Consider the following 19,245-nt stretch of genomic DNA (forward strand, 5'->3'; position numbering starts at 1 on the left):
GCGCCGGTGGAGGGTGGGCCGGTGCCATGGCACCGTCTGCCGTCAGTGGACGAAGAGCCAGATCAGGACCAGGACAAAGGCCGGAACACCAAGTAGCCAGGCGAGGATATAGGGCATGGTGCAACTCCATGGAGGACTGTGGTTGGTGATTCCAATATAGGAATGCCGCGCCGGCGGGACTGTCGGGGAGCTTCCGCTTGCCGTGTAGGACGCCGCCGCACAGGCCCCGCGCAGGCCGGACGGCCCGCCGATGTGGCGCACGAGTCTTGCCGCGGTCCAGGTGTGGCGTGCTACGCTCAGGCCTGCACCCTAGTCCCCGGAGGCTGGCGATGGAGTCTGTCTGGACCGATATCTTTCGTACCTTTCGCGCGGAATTTGCCGATGTGCCGGACGCGGCCGAGGCAACCCGCATCATGGTGCGGCTGTGCATGGCGGTGCTGCTCGGCGGCCTGATCGGCTATGAGCGCGAGTCTTCCGGCAAGGCGGCGGGGCTGCGCACCCATATGCTGGTGGCGCTGGGCTCGGCGCTGTTCGTGCTGGTGCCGCTGCAGGCGGGCGTGCCCCTGGCCGACATGAGCCGGGTGTTGCAGGGGCTGATCGCCGGCATCGGTTTCCTTGGCGCGGGCGCCATCCTCAAGCAGAACGACGAGGCCCATATCAAGGGCCTGACCACCGCGGCCAGCATCTGGATGGTGGCGGCCATCGGCGTGGCGGCCGGGCTCGGGCGCGACACCACGGCGGTGATCGCCACGGTGTTCACGCTGGTCATCCTGCAGATCCTGCAGCGCTGGAAGTAGCGTCGCCGGGACCCGGACCGGTGCGCCGGTCTGTGCCCTTGCGCGCCAATCCACCCCTTTTCCTTGGCGTTGGTGGGGCCAACGCGCGCCGAATGCGCGCCGGCGCACACAGCCAGGGCCCCGCGCGCCCTATGCTGTGGTTCAGGCCGCGCCGGGAAGCCAGGGCGCTGCCGACGCAGCAGAGGGGAGGTTGGCATGCATGCATCGATCCGTGACGACGCGGCGCTGGCCGCATTCGTGGGGCCGCGATTTCCGTACTACGGCGAGCGCTGGTCGGCGGCGGAAACCCACGGCGGCATCTCGTGGAACTGGGCGGCGTGCCTGCTGGGGCCATTCTGGATGGCGTACCGGCGCATGTACTGGCAGGTGGGCGTCTATGCGCTGATCGTCGGCACCGAACCGTTGTTGCACGCGTGGTTCGGCCTGCAGTTGCCGATGGCGGGCCGGCCGCTGCTGTATGCGATGGCGCTGCTGCTCGGGCTCTACGGCAACGAGCTGTACCGCTGGCACGCCGAGGCCACCATCCGGCATGTGCGCGAGTACCACTACTCGCCCGAACTGGTGAACGACTCGCTGGAGCGCCGCGGCCGCACCAGCTGGCCGGGCGTCTTTGCCATGGGGTTGCTGCTGCTGGTGATGGTGGTGTCGCTGCGTCCGCTGGCGGCGCTGATGGTCCAGGGCGGCGCGCCGGGCGCCGGCTGAAATCCGCGCGCCGCGCTACACGGGCTCGCGCGCGGCGTCGACCAGGTACTGGATCAGGGTTTCGGCGAACTGCGGCAGCTCGCGCCCCGGCCGGCGTACCAGGCGCAGCTCGCGCCTGGCCCATTCGTCTTCCAGCGGGATAAAGCGCAGCACCTTGCGGCTGGCATAGCGGCGCGCGCAGCTGTTGGGCACGATGGCGATGCCCGCGCCGGCCTCGACCATGCGGCAGACCGCATCGAAGCTGCCCACCTGGATGCGCAGGCTGATGCGCTTGCCCATGCCGGCGGCAATGCGGTCGAGGAAGGACTGGATCGCGCTGAACTGGTTCAGCCCGACAAAGCGGCAGGTATCGAGCAGGTCGGCGAAATGCAGCCGCTTGAAGGTCGGCAGCGGATGGTTGACGGGAGCGATCACGATCAGCGCGTCGCTGCACAGGTGCATCGCATCCAGGTCCTGCGTGGCGACCTCGCCGGCGACGATGCCGAGGTCCGCCGCGCCGGCGCTGATCGCCGACACGATCTCCTGCGACAGGTGCTCTTCCAGCTCGATGTCCACGTCCGGGTTCTCGCTGAGGAAGCGCGACACGCCGGTGGCAAGGAACGAGTTGGTCGCGGTGGTGTTGGCCAGCAGCCGCACGCGGCCCTTCACGCCCTTGGCATACGGCCGCAGGTCCGCGTGCAGGCATTCGAGTTCGCGGAAGACCTCGCGCGCGTGCCGCAGCAGCGCGTCGCCCGCCGGCGTGAGCCGCACGCCCTTGACCTGGCGGATCAGCAATTGTGTCTGGAACGCCTCTTCCAGCTGCTTGATCCGCGTGCTGGCGGCGGGCAGCGACAGAAAGCTGCGCTCGGCGGCACGGGTCAGGTTCTCCGTCTCGCCGACATTCAGAAAGAGGCGGAGGTCGGTCAGGTCGTAATGCATGGGCTTCTGTCAGGCCAAAGGCCAGTTTTGTGATTCGTGAATTCCAAAGGGTCGGGTGTCAATTTATCGTATCCGCTGCGGCGTGGACATCCGGATTGACCGCACCGGCGGGCGTTGCCCGCTGCGCGGGGGCTGCTTCACCGGGTTTGCGGTCGGTGACCGCACAAAATGTATTCAGAGGAGACATGCAATGAGCGGTTTGATGGCAGGCAAGGTTGCGCTGGTGACGGGCGCCGGGGGTGGGATCGGACGCGGCATCGCGCTGGCCATGGCGGCCGCCGGTGCCAGGGTGGTGGTCAATGACCTGGGCGTGTCGATGTCCGGCGAGGGCGGCGACGCCGGCCCCGCGCAGCGCGTGGTCGAGGAAATCCGCGCCGCCGGCGGCGAAGCCGTGGCCAACACCGACAGCGTGTCGACCTGGGCCGGCGCCAACGCCATCGTGCAATGCGCGCTCGACAACTTCGGCCGCATCGACGCCGTGGTCAACAACGCCGGCAACCTGCGCGACCGCATGTTCTTCAAGATGAACGAGGAAGAATGGCGCTCGGTGATCGACGTGCACCTGAACGGTACCTTCTTCGTCAGCCGCGCCGCGGCCAACTACTTCAAGGACCAGGAGAGCGGCGCCTACGTGCACATGACCTCCACCTCGGGCCTGATCGGCAACCTGGGCCAGGCCAATTATTCGGCGGCCAAGCTGGGCATCGCCGCGCTGTCGAAGTCGATCGCGCTGGACATGCAGCGCTTCAACGTGCGCTCGAACTGCATCGCACCGTTCGCGTGGAGCCGCATGACCAGCTCGATTCCGGCCGAGACCCCGGAAGAAAAGGCGCGCGTGGCCAAGCTGCAGAAGATGGAAGCCGGCAAGATCGGGCCGGTCGCGGTCTACCTGGCCAGCCCGGCGGCGAGCGAAGTCAACGGCCAGATCTTCGCGGTGCGCGCCAACGAGATCATCCTGATGAGCCAGCCGCGTCCGGTGCGCTCGGTCCACATGAGCGAAGGCTGGACGCCGGAGTCGGTGGGCGAGGTCGCCATGCCGGCGATGCGCAGCAGCTTCTTCAAGCTGGAGCGCTCGCCCGACGTGATCAGCTGGGACCCGATCTGATGACGGGCGGCCAAGCCCCGGCGCGCGGCGCGCTTGCCGGCGTGCGCGTGCTGGACCTGTCGCGCATCCTGGCCGGCCCGTGGTGCGCGCAGAACCTGGCGGACCTGGGCGCCGAGGTGATCAAGGTGGAGCGCCCCGGCGCCGGCGACGATACCCGTTCGTGGGGGCCGCCGTGGCTGCCTGGCGCGGACGGCCAGCCGTCGCGCGACGCCACCTACTTTGCCGGTGCCAACCGCGGCAAGCAGTCGGTCACGCTGGATATCGCCAGCCCGCAGGGGCAGCAGATCGTGCGCGAGCTGGCCGCGAAGTCGCAGATCGTGCTGGAGAACTACAAGGTCGGCGACCTCAAGCGCTACGGGCTGGACTATGACAGCCTGAAGGCCGTCAACCCGGCGCTGGTCTATTGCTCGATCACGGGCTATGGCCAGACCGGACCGAGCGCGCACAAGCCGGGCTATGACTTCATCTTCCAGGGCCTGGGCGGCCTGATGAGCGTCACCGGCGAGCGCGACGACCTGCCCGGCGGCGGGCCGCAGAAGGTGGGCGTGGCGGTGGTCGACATGCTGACCGGCATGTACGCCACCGTGGCCGTGCTGGCCGCGCTGCGCCATGCCGAACGCACCGGCGAGGGCCAGCATATCGACATGGCGCTGCTCGATGCGGTGGTGGCGGTCGGCGCCACCCCCATCATCGCGCAGCGCGTCACCGGCCAGGCCATGCCGCGCTACGGCAACGCGCACGCCAACATGGTGCCCTACCATGTGTTCGCCACCGCCGACGGCTACATGATCGTCGCGGCCGGCAATGACGGGCAGTGGCAGGCGTATTGCCGCGGCGTCGAGCGTCCCGACCTGGCCGCCGACGAACGCTTCGCCACCGGCCCCGGCCGCATCATCCACCGCGACACGCTGGTGCCGCTGCTCGAAGCGCATATGCGCACGCGGCCGACCGCGCACTGGGTGCAGGCGCTGGAAGCGCAGGGCATTCCGTGCGGGCCGATCAACGACTACGGCCAGGTGCTGGAAGATCCGCAGGTGCGGCATCGCGAGCTGCAGGTCGACCTGGTGCGCGAAGACGGCAGCCTGTGCCCGACCGTCAAGAGCCCGCTGCGGCTGTCGGCCACCCCGGTGCAATACGATGCGCCGCCGCCGCGGCTGGGCCAGCATACCGAGCAGGTGCTGCAGACGGTGCTGGGGCTGTCGGCCGAGCGCATTGAACAGATGCGCGAGCAGGGCGTCATTTAAGGGCGATCGGGACAGCCCAAAGGCTTTTTTTTCCCGCTGGTTTGCGCCCCTACCCAGTAACCGTTGCTAACGGATTGGTTTTGTTAGCACCACCGGAGTATCAAATTTCACCGTCATTCCCGCGCAGGCGGGAATCCAGCGTCTTTGAAGTCCCCCGAAGGGGGACGTAGAGCCACTGGGTCCCCGCTTGCGCGGGGACGACAACCCACGGTTACTGGAAGGGAAGTCGGCACGTACAAACGTGCTTTGGTCTCTCCCGCTTGCGGGGGAAAACTGATTCAAGCGCGTGGATGACGTGGCGGCCCAGCGCCGCTGCACGGATGCCGCCACTGGCGTAGGCTGTCCGGGTAGCGGCCGCATGCCGCATTCTTCCCGGAGACAGCCATGGACGAAGAAACCTTCAACCTCAGCATCCGCAAGTTCCTGAAGGTGGTCGGCGTGAATTCCCAGCGCGAGATCGAGCAGGCCATCGCCCGGGCCGTGGCCGACGGTACGCTGGCCGGCAACGAACACCTGCCGGTGTCGGTGACGCTGGAGCTGGCGGCGGTGAAGCTGCAGGCGCGCTTCGACGGCGAGATCCGGCTCGAGTAAGCCGGCGGCGGCACCACGCCGGCTACGCCGCCGGCGCGCCGTCCTTGCGCATGCCGCGCATCCGGTATTCTCCCGGCGCCACGCCGGTCCATTTCTTGAACGCGCGGTGGAACGTGCTCGGCTCGGAAAAGCCGAGCCGCAGCGCCACGTCCTGCAGCGTCATGCCGGGGCGCTCCATCATGCCGATGGCCACGTCGCGCCGCAGGCTGTCCTTGATGCTCTGGTAGCCGCGGCCCTCGTCGCGCAAGCGGCGGCGCAGGGTCTGGGGCGTGAGCCGCAGCCACTGCGCCATCTGCTCGAGCGACGGCAGCTCGTCGTCCAGGTGCGAGCGCAGGTGCTGCCGGATGCGTTCCGCCAGGCAGCTGTTGTCGCGGTAGCGGATCAGCAGGTTGCGCGGGGTCTCGCGCAGGAAGTCGCGCAGGCTGGCGGCGTCCTGCATCACCGGCAGGCGCAGCGAGGCGGCGTCGAAGTGCAGGGCGGTGACGGGCTGGCCGTAGCTGACCGCGGCCTGGAACACGCGCTCGGTATCGGTGCGGCCCGGCGACGCGGCGGCGCTCAGGTCAACCCGCGCGAGCGGGATCTGCCCGGCGACCAGCCAGCTGACCAGTGCATAGGCATGGAACACGAAGGTGGATTCGGCAAAGCTGCGGCACGCCGACGCGGGCGCGCGCGGATGCAGCACCACCGCCGCGGTCTTGCCGTCGGCGCCCACATGCAGGCGCGGCGCAAAGGCGTCGATATGCTGCCGGTACAGGCGCAGCCCGGTGCGGATGGCGTCCTCGAGCGTGGCGCAATGGACCAGGCTGCGGCACACCTGCGCAAACACGCCGGGGGGCACGGGCCGGTCCAGCAGGCCCCACAGTTCATCGCGCGTGACCCGGCGCAGCGTGCGGATCAGCGCCGCGTACTGGCCCTGCGTCACGCGCGCGCTGGGCGAGGCCGGCAGCGCCGGCGAGATGTCGGCGCGGCGCAGCAGCGCATCGATGTCGTAGCCGAGCCGCCGCGCGCCCTGCAGGATGTGGGTCACATGCTGGATAGCGATGGTGTGCCGGGCCGGCGCGGGCGAGGCGGACTCAACCGACATGCCCGAGGTGCCCGACGCGCCCCGGCTGCCGGCGTCGCGCAGGCGCGCCCCCGGCAGCGCGTGGCCGGAAATGTGCGGCTTGCCCGGCATCGGCGGGCGCAGCGATGGCAGAACGGCTGTTTGCATGGGTCTCCTCGTCACGGCGACGCGCCGGTGCCGCTTTTTCCAAGCGCTTGCCGGCTGTTGCGGGCCTCTGGCCACATCATGGCGCCACCTTAGCAAGCCCGCGCGGCGCCGCACAATCGGGATTTGCCAAAGCCTGCCTTCCGCCTGAGCGATTCGGCCAATCATTTTGGCGCGTCTGGTCATTGTCCACGCACCGCAGCATCGCGCACTCTCCGGCAAGCACCTCTACAAGGCCGGCCCACCGGCCCGGGCGGATCAGGCAACGCGGCAAAAAGCCCGTGCCCGCCCACGGGAAAAACCAAAGGAGACAGCACATGCAGGCAGATCGTCGTAGTGGGGAGCGTAGTCCGCGTCGCCGTACCCTCGGCCGCCTGGGCGCGGGGTTGCTGGCGTGGAGCGGGTTGGCCGCCGGCATGCTCGGCGCGGGCATGGCGCACGCGCAGGAATTCCCGGCACGCACCGTGCGCATGGTGGTGCCGTTCCCGGCCGGCGGCGCCACCGACGTACTGGCGCGCGCCCTGGCCGAGGGCCTGGGCAAGCAGTGGAAGCGCCCGGTGGTGGTGGAAAACCGCCCGGGCGCCAGCGGCATGCTGGGCGCCGAAGTGGTCGCCCGTGCCGAGGCCGACGGCCATACCGCGCTGCTGACGATCACGCCGCTGGTGCAGGCGCCCAGCCTGTACGCCCGCGCGCCGTACGACCCGGTAAAGGACTTTGCCGCCGTGTCGGAGCTCGGCACCACCAACCTGGTGTTCGCGGTCAATACCAGCGCCGTGCCGGCCACCAACCTGAAGGACTTCATCGCGCTGGTGCGCACCAAGCCCAGGCAGTTCTCCTATGGCTCGTTTGGCGCGGGCTCCAGCGGCCACCTGTATGGCGAGGTCTTCAACGACGCCGCCAAGATCGACATGCTCCATGTCTCGTACAAGGGCGAGGCGCCGGAACTGAACGACCTGCTCGGCGGCCAGGTGCCGGCCGCGGTGATCTCGGTGATGGGGGCCAAGCCCCATGTCGCCACCGGCCGCCTGCGCGCGCTGGCGGTGACCGGACCCGCGCGCGCGCCGCAATTGCCGGACGTGCCGACCTTCCGCGAGGCCGGCATCGAGGGCATGGACGCGATGGGCTGGTTCGGCCTGCTGCTGCCGGCCGCCACGCCGCGCCCGATCGTCGAGAAGTTTTCCGCCGACGTCAACCGCGTGCTGGCCCAGCCCGACGTGCGCAAGCGCATGAACGACCTTGGCGTGATCCTGACCGGCAGCACGCCGGATGCGTTTGCCCAGACCATCCAGGCCGACTACGTGCGCTGGGGCAAGGTGATCCGCACGCGCAATATCCGCCTGGACTGAGCCTTCTTCGCTTGGCCTGTATCTGAACTCGCATTCGACCCACCAATTGCTGCAATGACGCCTGCCACACGCACCACCCAGCCGTTCCGTTCGCCCGCCTGGCCGCCCGGCCTGCCTGCCACGCTGCATACGCCGCGCACCAGCCTGTTCTACAACGTCGAGGTCGCGGCGCAGCGCTATCCGGACAAGACCGCGATCCAGTATTTCGGCACCGCGATCTCGTATGGCGAGCTGCGCGACGAGATCGAACGGATGGCGGGCTACCTGCAGCAGGCCTGCGGCATCCAGCCGGGCGACCGGGTGGTGCTGTTCAGCCAGAACTGCCCGCAGTTCATCATTGCCTATTACGCCATCCTTCGCGCCGAAGGCGTGGTGGTGCCCGCCAACCCGATGTGGCTGGAAGCCGAACTGGCTCACGTGGTGCAGGACAGCGGCGCGGTCGCGGCCTTCGCCGGCAGCGAGCTGTACCCGCGCATGGCGCCGCTGCACGGTCCGGCGCTGCGCCACGTGATCCTGCACGACTACGCGGGCATGCTGCGCGACGACGGCGGCCTGCCGGTGCCGGACTGGCTGCGCGAGCCGCCGCCCGCGCCGCCCGCAACGCAGGCCGCACCCTCGGGCGCGATGCCGGTGGCCTGGGACGCGGCCAGCCACGCCGGACACCGGCCGCAGCCGCACCAGGCCGGCTACGACACGCTGTGCATGCTGGCCTATACCTCCGGCACCACCGGCAATCCCAAGGGCTGCATGCATACCCATGGCACGCTGATGACCGCGGCCGCCGGCTCGGTGATCTGGCGCGGCGCCACGCCCGAATCGGTGGTGCTGGCGGTGGCGCCGATGTTCCACCTGCTGGGCATGCAGAACTGCATGAATTCGCCGCTCTACCTGGGCGCGACGGTGGTGCTGATGCCGCGCTGGGAGCGGGCGCTGGCCGCCGACCTGATCGAGCGCTACCGCGTCTCGGTGTGGGGCGCGCCGCCGGCGATGATGGTGGACTTCTTCTCGCAGCCCGGCATCGAGGCGCGCGACCTGTCCAGCCTGGCCTACGTCGGCGGCGGCGGCGCGGCCATGCCCGAAGCGGTGGCCAACATGCTGCAGGAGCGCTTCGGCCTGCCTTATGTCGAGGCCTACGGCATGACCGAGACCGCGGCCTTCATCCTGTCGAACCCGCGCAACCAGCCCAAGCGCGAATGCCTGGGCATCGCCACCTTCGGCGTGGACGCGCGCGTGGTCGACCCCGAGACGCTGCGCGAACTGCCCCACGGCGAGACCGGCGAGATCGTGGTCCACGGCGGCCAGGTGATGCAGGGCTACTGGCACAACGAAGACGCCAACGCCGCCACCTTCATCGAGCTCGACGGCAAGCGCTTCCTGCGCACCGGCGACCTCGGCTTCATGGACGAAGAGGGCTACTTCTTCATGCGCGACCGCCTCAAGCGCATGATCAACGCATCGGGCTACAAGGTCTGGCCGGCCGAGGTGGAAAACATGCTGTACGGCCACCCGGCCATCCACGAGGCCTGCGTGATCGCGGCGCGCGACGAGCGCCGCGGCGAAACCGTCAAGGCGGTGGTGGCGCTGCGCCCCGGCGCGCGCGGCACGGCCGAAGCCGAGCCCGAACGCATCATGGCCTGGTGCCGCGAGCACATGGCGGCGTACAAGGTGCCGCGCATCGTCGACGTGGTCGACGCGCTGCCCAAGTCGGCCACCGGCAAGATCCTGTGGCGCGCCCTGCAAGAGCGCGAGATGCAGGCAAGCAACCCGCGCGCCTGACGCCGGCGGGACCTTCAGCAAAGAGAGAGACAGCATGCAGCAAAGCAGACGCAACTGGCTGGCGCAGGCCGGCACCCTGGCCGGCGCGGCCGTCCTCGGCGGCATGGGCCAGGCCTTCGCCCAGCAGCCGTACCCCGCCAAGCCGATCCGCATGATCGTGCCGTATCCGGCCGGCGGCGGCACCGACACCGTGGGCCGCCTGATCGGCCAGCGCCTGGCCGAAAGCCTGGGCCAGCCGGTGGTCGTCGAAAACAAGCCCGGCGCCAGCGGCATGCTCGGCAACGACACTGTCGCCAAGGCGCCGGCCGACGGCTACACCGTGCTGCTGGCGATCACCGCGCTGATCCAGTCGCCGGCGCTGTACAAGCGCACCCCCTACGACGTGGCCAAAGACTTCACCCCGGTCTCGCTGATCGCCAAGTCGTCCGACCTGTTCGTGGTGCCCAACCGCGTGCCCGCCAGCACCATGCGCGAGTTCCTGGCGCTGGCCAAGGCCGGCAAGCTCAGCTACGGCTCGTACGGCAACGGCACCTCGTCGCACCTGCACGGCGAACTGCTGCGGCAGCAGGCCGGCATCGAGATCGCGCATATCCCGTACAAGGGCGCGGCGCCGCTGATGAGCGACCTGCTGGGCGGCCAGGTGGACAGCGCCTTTGTCGACGTGACCTCGGCCAATCCCCACCTCGGCAGCAACAAGTTCAGGATCCTGGGCATCACCGGGACCCAGCGCTACAAGGCGCTGCCCAATGTGCCGACCTTCGCCGAGCTGGGCCTGGCGGGGTTCGAGCCCAATGGCTGGTTCGGGCTGTTCCTGCCGGGCAACGCACCCAGGGACGTGACGGCAAAGCTGGCCGCCGAGACCGCGCGCATCGTGCGCCTGCCCGAGGTGACGCAGAAGCTGGCGGGCATGGGTTTGCAGCCGGTCGGGTCCACGCCGCAGGAACTGGCTGCCGTGGTGGCGGGCGACGCGCCCAAGTGGGCGAAGATCGTGCGCGACGCCAACATCCAGCTGGACTGACACCGCACCGGAGGCCTCGTCATGGAAACCATCCGCTTTGCCGTCGAGGACGGCGTCGCCACGCTGACGCTGGACGCGCCGGCGCGCAAGAACGCGCTGTCGCTGCCGATGCGCGAGGAGATCGGCGAAGTGATTCGCCGGATACGGGACGACGACAGCGTGCGCGTCCTGGTCCTGACCGCGGCCGGCACCGATTTCTCGTCGGGCGGCGACATCAGCTCGATGCAGGTCGAGATCAGCGCCGGGCAGGGCCGCAAGCGCCTGCGCAAGCTCCACGGCTGGCTCGAAGACCTGATCCAGCTGGACGTGCCGGTCATCGCCGCGGTCGACGGGGCGGCCTATGGCGCAGGCTTCAGCCTGGCGCTGACGGCCGACATCATCCTGGCCACGCCGCGTGCGCGCTTCGGGCTGCCGTTCCTGCGCATGGGCCTGGTGCCGGACTGTGGCGTGTTCTACACGCTGCCGCGGATGATCGGCCTGCAGCGGGCCAAGGCGCTGATGTTCTCGATGCGCGAGCTCAACGCCCAGGCCGCGCAAGACCTTGGCATCGTCATGGAAATCGTCCCGGCCGACGGCCTGCAGGCACGCGCGCGGGCGCTCGCGCAGGCGTTCACCGAGGCCTCGCCGGTGGCGCTCAGCCTGACCAAGCAGGCGCTGAACGCATCGCTGGGCCAGGACCTGGGCACGATGCTGGCGATGGAGGCCGACGCGCAGGGCATCGCCTTCTCCACCGGCTACCGCCGCGAGGCCGCCGACCGCTTCATGGCCAAGCAGCCGCTGCGCTACCGCTGGCCGGACTGACGGGCGCGGCGGCGCGTGCTGCCCTGCAGCATCGGCACCGCCCCCGGCGTTGGCCCTTACTTATATAGGCAGGTGTCCGGCATCGGCCGAAGCCTGCCGCTTCATTCTTCACGTTTACCCTGATACCAGCACGACTTATGGGATCCCAAGACCAATACGCGGCGCCTGCCGCCCGCCAGACCCCCTGGATGAACGAAGAGCTGGAAATGTTCCAGGACACCGTGCGCCGTTTCGTCGAGCGCGAACTCGCGCCCCACGAGGCCCGCTGGGCCGGGCAAGGCTACATTGACCGCGACGTGTGGCGCCGCGCCGGCCAGATCGGCCTGCTGTGCGCCAGCATCCCCGAGGAATACGGCGGCGGCGGCGGCACCTTTGCCCACGAGGCCATCATCACCCAGGAGATGTCGCGCGCGGTCTGCACCAGCCTTGGCAACAACGTGCACAGCGGCATCGTGGCGCATTACCTGCTGCGCTACGGCACCGAAGCGCAGAAGCAGAAGTGGCTGCCGCAGATGGCCAGCGGCGAACTGGTGGCTGCCATCGCCATGTCGGAACCCGGCGCCGGTTCCGACCTCAAAGCGATACGCACCCGCGCGCTGCGGGAACAGACCCCCGACGGAGAGTGCTATCGCATCAACGGCGCCAAGACTTTTATTACGAACGGTTACCACGCCGACCTGATCTGCGTGGTGGCCAAGACCGATCCGGAAGCCGGCTCGCGCGGGGTGTCGCTGGTCATGGTGGAAACCCGCGACCTGCCGGGCTTCCGGCGCGGCCGCATCCTCGAGAAGATCGGGCAGAAGGGCCAGGACACCGCCGAGCTGTTCTTCGACGACGTGCTGGTGCCGTGCGACAACCTGCTCGGCACGCAGGAGGGCCAGGGCTTCTACCAGCTGATGCAGCAGCTGCCGCAGGAGCGCATGATCATTGCGCTGGGCGCGGTCGCCACCATGCAGCGCGCGATCGAACTGACCGCCGACTACGTGCGCCAGCGCAAGGTGTTCGGCCAGCCGCTCGGCGACCTGCAGAACACCCGCTTCAAGCTGGCCGAATGCAAGACCGTCGCCACCATTGCCGCCACCTTCGTCGATGACTGCATGCAGCGCCTGATGGACGGCCAGCTCGACGCGGCGACCGCGGCAATGGCCAAATGGTGGTGTACCCAACAGAACTGCCAGGTCATCGACGAGTGCCTGCAGTTGCACGGCGGCTATGGCTACATGCTGGAATACCCGATCGCGCGCATGTATGCGAACGCACGCGTCAGCAAGATCTTCGGCGGCTCCAACGAGATCATGAAAGAGCTGGTCGCGCGCACGCTCTGAGCCGCCTGCACCGGCGCTGCGCTATCAGCACTGTCTGTGTGCTAGTGCGCGCAAGCCGTGCAAAACGCATAAGAACCTGCCCAAAAATGAAGGCCGGCACCCGTTCCGGCTTTTGTGCTTATGGTTACAAAACCGGATGTGCACGGATCGCGGGAAAGGTGTAAGGTTTGTCACAAGCATGGTCAATGGCCCGTCGCGCGCGGGGGCGAAGCCCGAGTCAAAATCAGCCAAAAGCTGACAGCAACATCCGGAGGAAATGCAGCGGGAAGGCAGCACCGAAACATCCGTTGCATCGATGCCAGCGTCGTCAACTCGGACTCCACCATCGCCGTTATTTGACTATGATGAAGTAAAGACTTCGCAACATGACAGGTCGCCAGGCCGGGGTGGTGTACCGCGAACGTTGCGCGAAGCCTTTGGGGTAGCACTACCTACGCCTCGGACGTGAACTCTGACGGGAGTGAGGTATGGACATTTTTGGCCATTACGCTACGCGGTTCGAAGCTCGCAAGGAAGAGGAATACAGCATCCAGGAATACCTGGAGATCTGCAAGAAGGATCCGACTGCCTACGCGACCGCTGCCGAACGCATGCTCGCCGCGATCGGTCAGCCTGAGCTGGTGGATACCCACCATGATCCCAGGCTGTCCCGCCTGTTCTTCAACAAGGTCATTCGCATCTATCCGGCCTTCCGCGACTTCTACGGCATGGAGGACACGATCGAGCAGATCGTCTCGTTCTTCAAGCACGCCGCGCAGGGCCTGGAAGAGCGCAAGCAGATCCTGTATCTGCTCGGGCCTCCCGGCGGCGGCAAGTCCTCGCTCGCGGAGAAGCTCAAGGCGCTGATGGAACAGATCCCCATCTACGCGCTGAAGGGTTCGCCCATCCACGAGTCGCCCCTGGGTCTGTTCTCCCCGGAAGAAGACGGCAAGATCCTCGAAGAGGATTACGGCATCCCGCTGCGCTATCTCAATACCATTGCCTCGCCATGGGCAGTGAAGCGCCTGCACGAGTTCAACGGCGACATCACCAGGTTCAAGGTGGTGAAGCTGCGCCCGTCGGTGCTGTCGCAGATCGCGATCTCGAAGACCGAGCCGGGCGACGAGAACAACCAGGACATCTCGTCGCTGGTGGGCAAGGTTGATATCCGCAAGCTCGAGGACTTCCCGCAGGACGACCCGGACGCGTACTCGTATTCCGGCGGCCTGTGCCTGGCCAACCGCGGCCTGCTCGAGTTCGTCGAAATGTTCAAGGCGCCGATCAAGGTACTGCACCCGCTGCTGACCGCGACCCAGGAAGGCAACTACAAGGGCACGGAAGGCTTCGGCGCGATCCCGTTCGACGGCGTCATCCTGGCGCACTCGAACGAGGCCGAGTGGCAGACCTTCAAGGCGGACAAGAACAACGAGGCTTTCCTCGACCGGATCTATATCGTCAAGGTGCCGTACTGCCTGCGCGTGTCCGACGAAGTCAAGATCTACGACAAGCTGTTGCGCAGCAGTTCGCTGTCGGCCGCCCCGTGCGCGCCCAACACGCTGAAGATGATGGCGCAGTTCGCGGTGCTCACGCGCATCAAGGAGCCCGAGAACTCCAACATCTTCTCGAAGATGCGCGTCTACGACGGCGAGAGCCTGAAGGACGTGGACCCGAAGGCGAAGTCGTACCAGGAATACCGCGACTACGCCGGCATCGACGAGGGCATGAACGGGCTGTCGACGCGCTTCGCGTTCAAGGTCCTGTCCAAGGTCTTCAACTTCGACAACACCGAAGTGGCGGCCAACCCGGTGCACCTGCTGTACGTGCTCGAGCAGCAGATCGAGCGCGAGCAGTTCCCGCCGGAACAGGAAGCCAAGCTGCTGTCGTATATCAAGGAGTACCTGACCACGCCGTTCGTGGAGTTCATCGGCAAGGAGATCCAGACCGCCTACCTGGAGTCGTATTCGGAATACGGGCAGAACATCTTCGACCGCTATGTGGTGTTCGCCGACCTGTGGATCCAGGACCAGGAGTACCGCGATCCCAACACCGGCGAAATCCTCGACCGCAACGCGCTGAACGACGAGCTCGAGAAAGTGGAAAAGCCCGCGGGTATCTCGAACCCCAAGGACTTCCGCAACGAGATCGTCAACTTCGTGCTGCGGGCGCGGGCCAACAACGGTGGCAAGAACCCGGTCTGGACCAGCTATGAAAAGCTGCGGATGGTGATCGAGAAGCGCATGTTCTCCACCACGGAGGACCTGCTGCCGGTGATCTCGTTCAACGCCAAGTCTTCCCGCGAAGACCAGGACAAGCACGAGAACTTCGTCAACCGCATGGTCGAGAAGGGGTACACGCCCAAGCAAGTGAGACTGTTGGTGGAGTGGTATCTGCGCGTAAGAAAGTCATCGTAACGGCGCCGCGGAACGGGTCTCTCAACGAGGGCAACATATGGCTACGGTCATCGATCGGCGCGAAAACGGCGGCAACAAGAGTGCCGTCAACCAGCAACGCTTCATCAAGCGCTACCGCGAGCAGATCCGGCAAGCGGTGGCAAAGGCGGTGTCCGGCCGGAAGATCATGGACATCGAGCAGAGCGGACAGGTGTCCATTCCGGTCAAGGACATCAGCGAACCGATCTTCCACCACGGCCCGGGCGGGCGGCGCGAGTGGATTCACCCCGGCAACAAGAAGTTCGTCAAGGGTGATTCCTTCGACCGCCAGCAGCAGGGCGGCGGCGGGACCGGTTCGCGGGCCAGCGACAGCGGCGAGGGCGAGGACGATTTCGTCTTCACGCTGTCGCGCGAGGACTTCCTCAATTTCTTCTTCGAGGACATGGCGCTGCCGGACCTGGCCAAGCGCCACCTCGCCAAGATTGCCGAGGTGCGCAAGGTGCGCGCCGGCTATTCCATCGACGGCACCCCGTCCAACCTGTCGATCCTGCGCACCATGCGCAGTTCGCTGGGACGGCGCATCGCCTTGTCCAGCCCCTACCAGAAGCGCCTGCGCCAGCTGGAGCTGGCCTATGCCGAGGCACTGGAGAAGGACGGACCGTACGCCGAGGGCACGCTCGAGCTGATGGAGAAGATGCGGCACCTGCGCGCCTGCATCGACCGCGTTCCCTTTATCGAGAAGCTCGACCTGCGCTACAACAACCGCGTGCTGAAGAAGCGCCCGCAGGCGCAGGCGGTGATGTTCTGCCTGATGGACGTGTCCGGCTCGATGGACGAGAGCCGCAAGGACCTGGCCAAGCGCTTCTTCATGCTGCTGTACCTGTTCCTGAAGCGCAACTACGAGCGCATCGACGTGGTGTTCATCCGCCATCACACCGTGGCGAAGGAAGTCGAAGAGGAAGATTTCTTCCACTCGCGCGAGTCCGGCGGCACCGTGGTGTCGAGCGCGCTGAAGCTGATGGTGGAGGTCATCCACGACCGCTACCCGCCCAGCCAGTGGAACATCTATTGCGCGCAGGCCTCCGACGGGGACAACTGGGCCGGCGATTCCGAGCTGTGCGGGCGGCTGCTGCGCGAGTCGATCCTGCCGCTGGTGCAGTATTACGCCTATGTGGAGGTAGCATCGGAAGAGCCGCAGAACCTCTGGGAAGAGTATCTGACGGTGAAGAGCCAGTTCGATCACTTTGCGATGCAGCGCATCATCGGCGCGGACGAGATCTACCCGGTGCTGCACGACCTGTTCCAGAAACGCGCGGCATAATCAGTGCTGGCCGGCCGATCGCCGGCAAGCCGCGGTGAAGAAGGGCAATTTTGGCAAGACAGGGGACCTGGCGGCGCGCCCGTGCCGCAAGCACCGGCCTGCCTGGCTTGCGCGGACGAAAGGGGCGAAGATGGCTTATCTGTCCACGGGTTCGGAATGGACCTTCGAGCTGATCAACCGGTATGACCGCGAGATTTCCCGCATCGCCGGCGAATTCGGCCTGGATACCTATCCCAACCAGATCGAGATCATCACGGCGGAGCAGATGCTCGACGCTTATGCGTCGGCGGGGTTGCCGGTGGGCTACAGCCACTGGTCCTACGGCAAGCACTTCCTGGCATCGGAGCGCAGCTACCAGCGCGGGCACATGGGGCTGGCCTACGAGATCGTCATCAACTCCAATCCCTGCATCGCCTACCTGATGGAGGAGAACACCATGCCGATGCAGGCGCTGACGATCGCGCATGCCTGCTACGGCCACAACTCCTTCTTCAAGGGCAACTACCTGTTCCGCACCTGGACCAACGCCGACGCCATCGTCGACTACCTGCTGTTCGCCAAGAACTACGTGGCCGAGTGCGAGCAGCGCTACGGCGAGCAGGAGGTGGAGCTGCTGCTGGATTCCTGCCACGCGCTGCAGAACTACGGCGTGGACCGCTACAAGCGGCCCAAGAAGCTGTCGATCACCGAGGAGAAGGCGCGCCAGGCCGACCGCGAGAACTACCTGCAGATGCAGGTCAACGACCTGTGGCGCACGCTGCCCAAGCACCGCCCGCACGCGCTGGCGTCGGAAGACGAAACGGCCGAGCCGGATGTGCCGTTCCCGCCCGAGCCGCAGGAGAACCTGCTCTACTTCATCGAGAAGAACGCGCCCAAGCTGGCGCCGTGGCAGCGCGAGATCGTGCGCATCGTGCGCAAGATTGCCCAGTACTTCTACCCGCAGCGCCAGACCAAGGTCATGAACGAAGGCTGGGCCACGTTCTGGCACTACACCATCATCAATCAGCTGTACGAGGAAAAGCTGGTCAACGACGCCTTCATGATGGAGCTGCTGCAGGCGCACACCAACGTCATCTACCAGCCGCCGTATCACAGCCCCTACTACAGTGGCATGAACCCCTACACGGTAGGCTTCCTGATGTTCCAGGACCTGCGCCGCATGTGCGAGAACCCGACCGACGAGGACTATCGCTGGGCGCCCGAGATCGCCGGTACCGACTGGCGCAAGACGCTGGACTTCGCCATGCGCAACTTCAAGGACGAGAGCTTCCTGCTGCAGTTCCTGTCGCCGCGCGTGATCCGCGAGCTCAAGCTGTTCTCGGTGCTGGACGATGACCGCGAGGGCAAGCTGCGCGTGACCGCGATCCATGACGACGAGGGCTACCGCGCGATCCGCCAGCTGATGGCGGCGCAGTATGACCTGTCCAGCATGGAGCCCAACATCCAGGTCACCAACGTCGATGTCGGCGGCGACCGCTCGCTGACGCTGCGCCACCTGCAGAACGACCGGCGTCCGCTGGCGCACAACTTCGATGAGGTGGTGCGGCACGTAACCCGGCTGTGGGGCTTTACCGTGCGGCTGGAAGTGGCCTATGAAGACGGCCGCACCGAGCTCAAGTACGAATGCAAGCCTGAGCGCCGCCACCGCCGCCCGCACGGCAGCGGGCTGAGCCTGGCCGCCTGACCGGCAGGCGGCGTCCCTGGCCCCGCCGCTTCAGGCGGCGGGCGCCGGCTCGCACCAGTCGCGCACCAGTTCCACCGCCTTGCGGCCGTCGACGGCGCGCACCGCTTCGCCCAGCACCCGGCTCCACCAGCGTTCCGACCCGTCCGCCACACGCCACGCATGCAGCCGGCGGGTATAGAGCTGCAGGTCATATTCCTCGGTAATGCCGATGGCGCCGTGCACGGCATGCGCGGTCGCGGCCACCGGCGTGACCGCGTCGCTGGCGCGCAGCTTGCCGATCGCCGCGCGCAGCGGGTCGGGCGTGGCGCCGTCGCTGTCGCAGGCCAGCTGCGCCGCCACCCGCGCCGCGGCGACCTGCTCGGCCATCTCGCTGACCTGGTGCTGGATCGCCTGGAACTTGCCGATGGCGCGGCCGAACTGCTGGCGGTCGTTGGCGTATTGCAGCGTAACGTCAAGCACATGCGACAGGGCCCCGGCCAGTTGCGCCGCATGCAGGCACGCGCCCAGCGTGCGCACGGTGCCGGCCGGCAGCTGGAATGCCGCGGGCGCGGCGGCGTCCGGTCGCGGCACGCGCAGGGTCAGGTCGCCGTGCGCGCCGGTGGCCTCGGCGCGCGCCGCCGCGGCGGACAGCAGCAGGCAGCGCTCGCCGTCCTGCACCAGGAACCACTGCGCATGACGGGCGTCCGCCACCAGCGTGGCGGCGGCGCCGTCGTCAAGGCTTGCCAGCGCGATCGGGCCGTCTGGCAGCGCGACGCCGTTGGCATGCAGCAGCGCGCGCGCAAAAACGGTCTGCGCCAGCGGCAGCGGCAGGGCGTGGCGGCCGGTGACAAACAACACCGGCGCCAGCTCGCGCAGCGGCAGCGCGGCGCCGCCGGCGGATTCGGGCAACAGGCAGTCGGCGAAGCCACTGTCTTGCAGCGCTTGCCAGAGCGGCTGCGGGTCGGCCTGCTGTTCCAGCGCGCGCACCGTGGCGGGCGTGCAGCAGTCGCGCAGCAGCGCGTCGAGGGCATCGGAGTAGGCGTTATGCATGGGCAATCTCGT

Annotated in this window: 16 protein-coding genes; 13 read left to right on the forward strand and 3 right to left on the reverse strand. The window is 67.3% G+C overall.

The annotated features are described in order from the left end of the window. Positions 1–329: 329 nt before the first annotated feature. Entirely contained in the window at positions 330–797 is a 468-nt protein-coding gene (locus FHX60_RS19775; RefSeq protein WP_092311450.1) for an MgtC/SapB family protein, read from the forward strand. A gap of 195 nt (positions 798–992) precedes the next feature. Then, entirely contained in the window at positions 993–1,499 is a 507-nt protein-coding gene (locus FHX60_RS19780; RefSeq protein ID WP_116601450.1) for a DUF2628 domain-containing protein, read from the forward strand. A 15-nt stretch (positions 1,500–1,514) separates the two neighbouring features. Here the strand turns inward: FHX60_RS19780 and FHX60_RS19785 are convergent, their stop codons facing one another. Next, positions 1,515–2,417, reverse strand: a complete 903-nt coding sequence (locus FHX60_RS19785; RefSeq protein ID WP_012355383.1) for a LysR family transcriptional regulator — start codon at positions 2,415–2,417, stop codon at positions 1,515–1,517. A gap of 190 nt (positions 2,418–2,607) precedes the next feature. On the opposite strand from FHX60_RS19785, the gene FHX60_RS19790 reads away from it, so the two are divergent. The 3 genes from FHX60_RS19790 (at position 2,608) to FHX60_RS19800 (ending at position 5,357) form a co-directional block, all read left to right on the forward strand. Continuing rightward, complete coding sequence (locus tag FHX60_RS19790) at positions 2,608–3,522, forward strand: SDR family NAD(P)-dependent oxidoreductase (RefSeq protein WP_025583346.1); 915 nt, start codon at positions 2,608–2,610, stop codon at positions 3,520–3,522. Continuing rightward, positions 3,522–4,766, forward strand: coding sequence for a CaiB/BaiF CoA transferase family protein (locus FHX60_RS19795; RefSeq protein WP_112774885.1), 1,245 nt, complete (start codon positions 3,522–3,524; stop codon positions 4,764–4,766). Before FHX60_RS19790 ends, FHX60_RS19795 begins: the two co-directional genes overlap by 1 nt. Before the next feature lie 384 nt (positions 4,767–5,150). After that, positions 5,151–5,357: a DUF6494 family protein gene (locus FHX60_RS19800; RefSeq protein WP_062802625.1), complete on the forward strand. Its 207-nt coding sequence runs from the start codon at positions 5,151–5,153 to the stop codon at positions 5,355–5,357. Between the two features lie 22 nt (positions 5,358–5,379). On the opposite strand, the gene FHX60_RS19805 is transcribed toward FHX60_RS19800, so the two are convergent. Next, positions 5,380–6,567 (reverse strand): AraC family transcriptional regulator, encoded by a 1,188-nt coding sequence (locus FHX60_RS19805; protein ID WP_183284323.1) that lies wholly within the window; start codon positions 6,565–6,567, stop codon positions 5,380–5,382. 314 nt (positions 6,568–6,881) lie between these two features. Here FHX60_RS19805 and FHX60_RS19810 point away from each other — a divergent pair, with 314 nt between their 5' ends. The 8 genes from FHX60_RS19810 (at position 6,882) to FHX60_RS19845 (ending at position 18,204) form a co-directional block, all read left to right on the forward strand. After that, complete coding sequence (locus FHX60_RS19810) at positions 6,882–7,910, forward strand: Bug family tripartite tricarboxylate transporter substrate binding protein (RefSeq protein ID WP_112774887.1); 1,029 nt, start codon at positions 6,882–6,884, stop codon at positions 7,908–7,910. 54 nt (positions 7,911–7,964) lie between these two features. Beyond that, entirely contained in the window at positions 7,965–9,686 is a 1,722-nt protein-coding gene (locus FHX60_RS19815; RefSeq protein ID WP_183284324.1) for a long-chain fatty acid--CoA ligase, read from the forward strand. Positions 9,687–9,720: 34 nt separating this feature from the next. Continuing rightward, positions 9,721–10,704 (forward strand): Bug family tripartite tricarboxylate transporter substrate binding protein, encoded by a 984-nt coding sequence (locus tag FHX60_RS19820; RefSeq protein WP_112774889.1) that lies wholly within the window; start codon positions 9,721–9,723, stop codon positions 10,702–10,704. 21 nt (positions 10,705–10,725) lie between these two features. Next, positions 10,726–11,505, forward strand: a complete 780-nt coding sequence (locus tag FHX60_RS19825) for an enoyl-CoA hydratase/isomerase family protein (protein ID WP_183284325.1) — start codon at positions 10,726–10,728, stop codon at positions 11,503–11,505. Between the two features lie 137 nt (positions 11,506–11,642). Continuing rightward, positions 11,643–12,830 carry an acyl-CoA dehydrogenase family protein gene (locus tag FHX60_RS19830; RefSeq protein WP_183284326.1) on the forward strand — a complete coding sequence of 396 codons (1,188 nt, stop codon included), beginning with the start codon at positions 11,643–11,645 and terminating at the stop codon, positions 12,828–12,830. 467 nt (positions 12,831–13,297) lie between these two features. Further along, the gene (locus FHX60_RS19835) at positions 13,298–15,220 is read left to right on the forward strand and encodes a PrkA family serine protein kinase (RefSeq protein WP_112774892.1); all 1,923 of its coding nucleotides are present in this window, start codon (positions 13,298–13,300) and stop codon (positions 15,218–15,220) included. Between the two features lie 37 nt (positions 15,221–15,257). Further along, a complete protein-coding gene (locus FHX60_RS19840) occupies positions 15,258–16,520 on the forward strand; it encodes a YeaH/YhbH family protein (RefSeq protein ID WP_012355395.1) in 1,263 nt (420 codons plus the stop codon). 130 nt (positions 16,521–16,650) lie between these two features. After that, positions 16,651–18,204, forward strand: a complete 1,554-nt coding sequence (locus FHX60_RS19845; protein WP_092312262.1) for a SpoVR family protein — start codon at positions 16,651–16,653, stop codon at positions 18,202–18,204. A 30-nt stretch (positions 18,205–18,234) separates the two neighbouring features. Here FHX60_RS19845 and FHX60_RS19850 read toward each other — a convergent pair whose 3' ends face one another. Continuing rightward, positions 18,235–19,233 carry an acyl-CoA dehydrogenase family protein gene (locus FHX60_RS19850; RefSeq protein WP_183284327.1) on the reverse strand — a complete coding sequence of 333 codons (999 nt, stop codon included), beginning with the start codon at positions 19,231–19,233 and terminating at the stop codon, positions 18,235–18,237. Between the last annotated feature and the right edge of the window lie 12 nt (positions 19,234–19,245).

The sequence above is a fragment of the Cupriavidus alkaliphilus genome, from assembly GCF_014191175.1.
Taxonomy (GTDB): Bacteria; Pseudomonadota; Gammaproteobacteria; order Burkholderiales; family Burkholderiaceae; genus Cupriavidus; species Cupriavidus alkaliphilus.

What these genes read in the sequence shown, in the direction of transcription:
- FHX60_RS19815 (WP_183284324.1), top strand. Translation starts at nt 7,965, where the DNA reads ATGACGCCTGCCACACGCACCACCCAGCCGTTCCGTTCGCCCGCCTGG.
- FHX60_RS19775 (WP_092311450.1), top strand. Translation starts at nt 330, where the DNA reads ATGGAGTCTGTCTGGACCGATATCTTTCGTACCTTTCGCGCGGAATTT.
- FHX60_RS19845 (WP_092312262.1), top strand. Translation starts at nt 16,651, where the DNA reads ATGGCTTATCTGTCCACGGGTTCGGAATGGACCTTCGAGCTGATCAAC.
- FHX60_RS19800 (WP_062802625.1), top strand. Translation starts at nt 5,151, where the DNA reads ATGGACGAAGAAACCTTCAACCTCAGCATCCGCAAGTTCCTGAAGGTG.
- FHX60_RS19805 (WP_183284323.1), bottom strand. Translation starts at nt 6,567, where the DNA reads ATGCAAACAGCCGTTCTGCCATCGCTGCGCCCGCCGATGCCGGGCAAG.
- FHX60_RS19795 (WP_112774885.1), top strand. Translation starts at nt 3,522, where the DNA reads ATGACGGGCGGCCAAGCCCCGGCGCGCGGCGCGCTTGCCGGCGTGCGC.
- FHX60_RS19835 (WP_112774892.1), top strand. Translation starts at nt 13,298, where the DNA reads ATGGACATTTTTGGCCATTACGCTACGCGGTTCGAAGCTCGCAAGGAA.
- FHX60_RS19840 (WP_012355395.1), top strand. Translation starts at nt 15,258, where the DNA reads ATGGCTACGGTCATCGATCGGCGCGAAAACGGCGGCAACAAGAGTGCC.
- FHX60_RS19825 (WP_183284325.1), top strand. Translation starts at nt 10,726, where the DNA reads ATGGAAACCATCCGCTTTGCCGTCGAGGACGGCGTCGCCACGCTGACG.
- FHX60_RS19820 (WP_112774889.1), top strand. Translation starts at nt 9,721, where the DNA reads ATGCAGCAAAGCAGACGCAACTGGCTGGCGCAGGCCGGCACCCTGGCC.
- FHX60_RS19810 (WP_112774887.1), top strand. Translation starts at nt 6,882, where the DNA reads ATGCAGGCAGATCGTCGTAGTGGGGAGCGTAGTCCGCGTCGCCGTACC.
- FHX60_RS19785 (WP_012355383.1), bottom strand. Translation starts at nt 2,417, where the DNA reads ATGCATTACGACCTGACCGACCTCCGCCTCTTTCTGAATGTCGGCGAG.
- FHX60_RS19830 (WP_183284326.1), top strand. Translation starts at nt 11,643, where the DNA reads ATGGGATCCCAAGACCAATACGCGGCGCCTGCCGCCCGCCAGACCCCC.
- FHX60_RS19790 (WP_025583346.1), top strand. Translation starts at nt 2,608, where the DNA reads ATGAGCGGTTTGATGGCAGGCAAGGTTGCGCTGGTGACGGGCGCCGGG.
- FHX60_RS19780 (WP_116601450.1), top strand. Translation starts at nt 993, where the DNA reads ATGCATGCATCGATCCGTGACGACGCGGCGCTGGCCGCATTCGTGGGG.
- FHX60_RS19850 (WP_183284327.1), bottom strand. Translation starts at nt 19,233, where the DNA reads ATGCATAACGCCTACTCCGATGCCCTCGACGCGCTGCTGCGCGACTGC.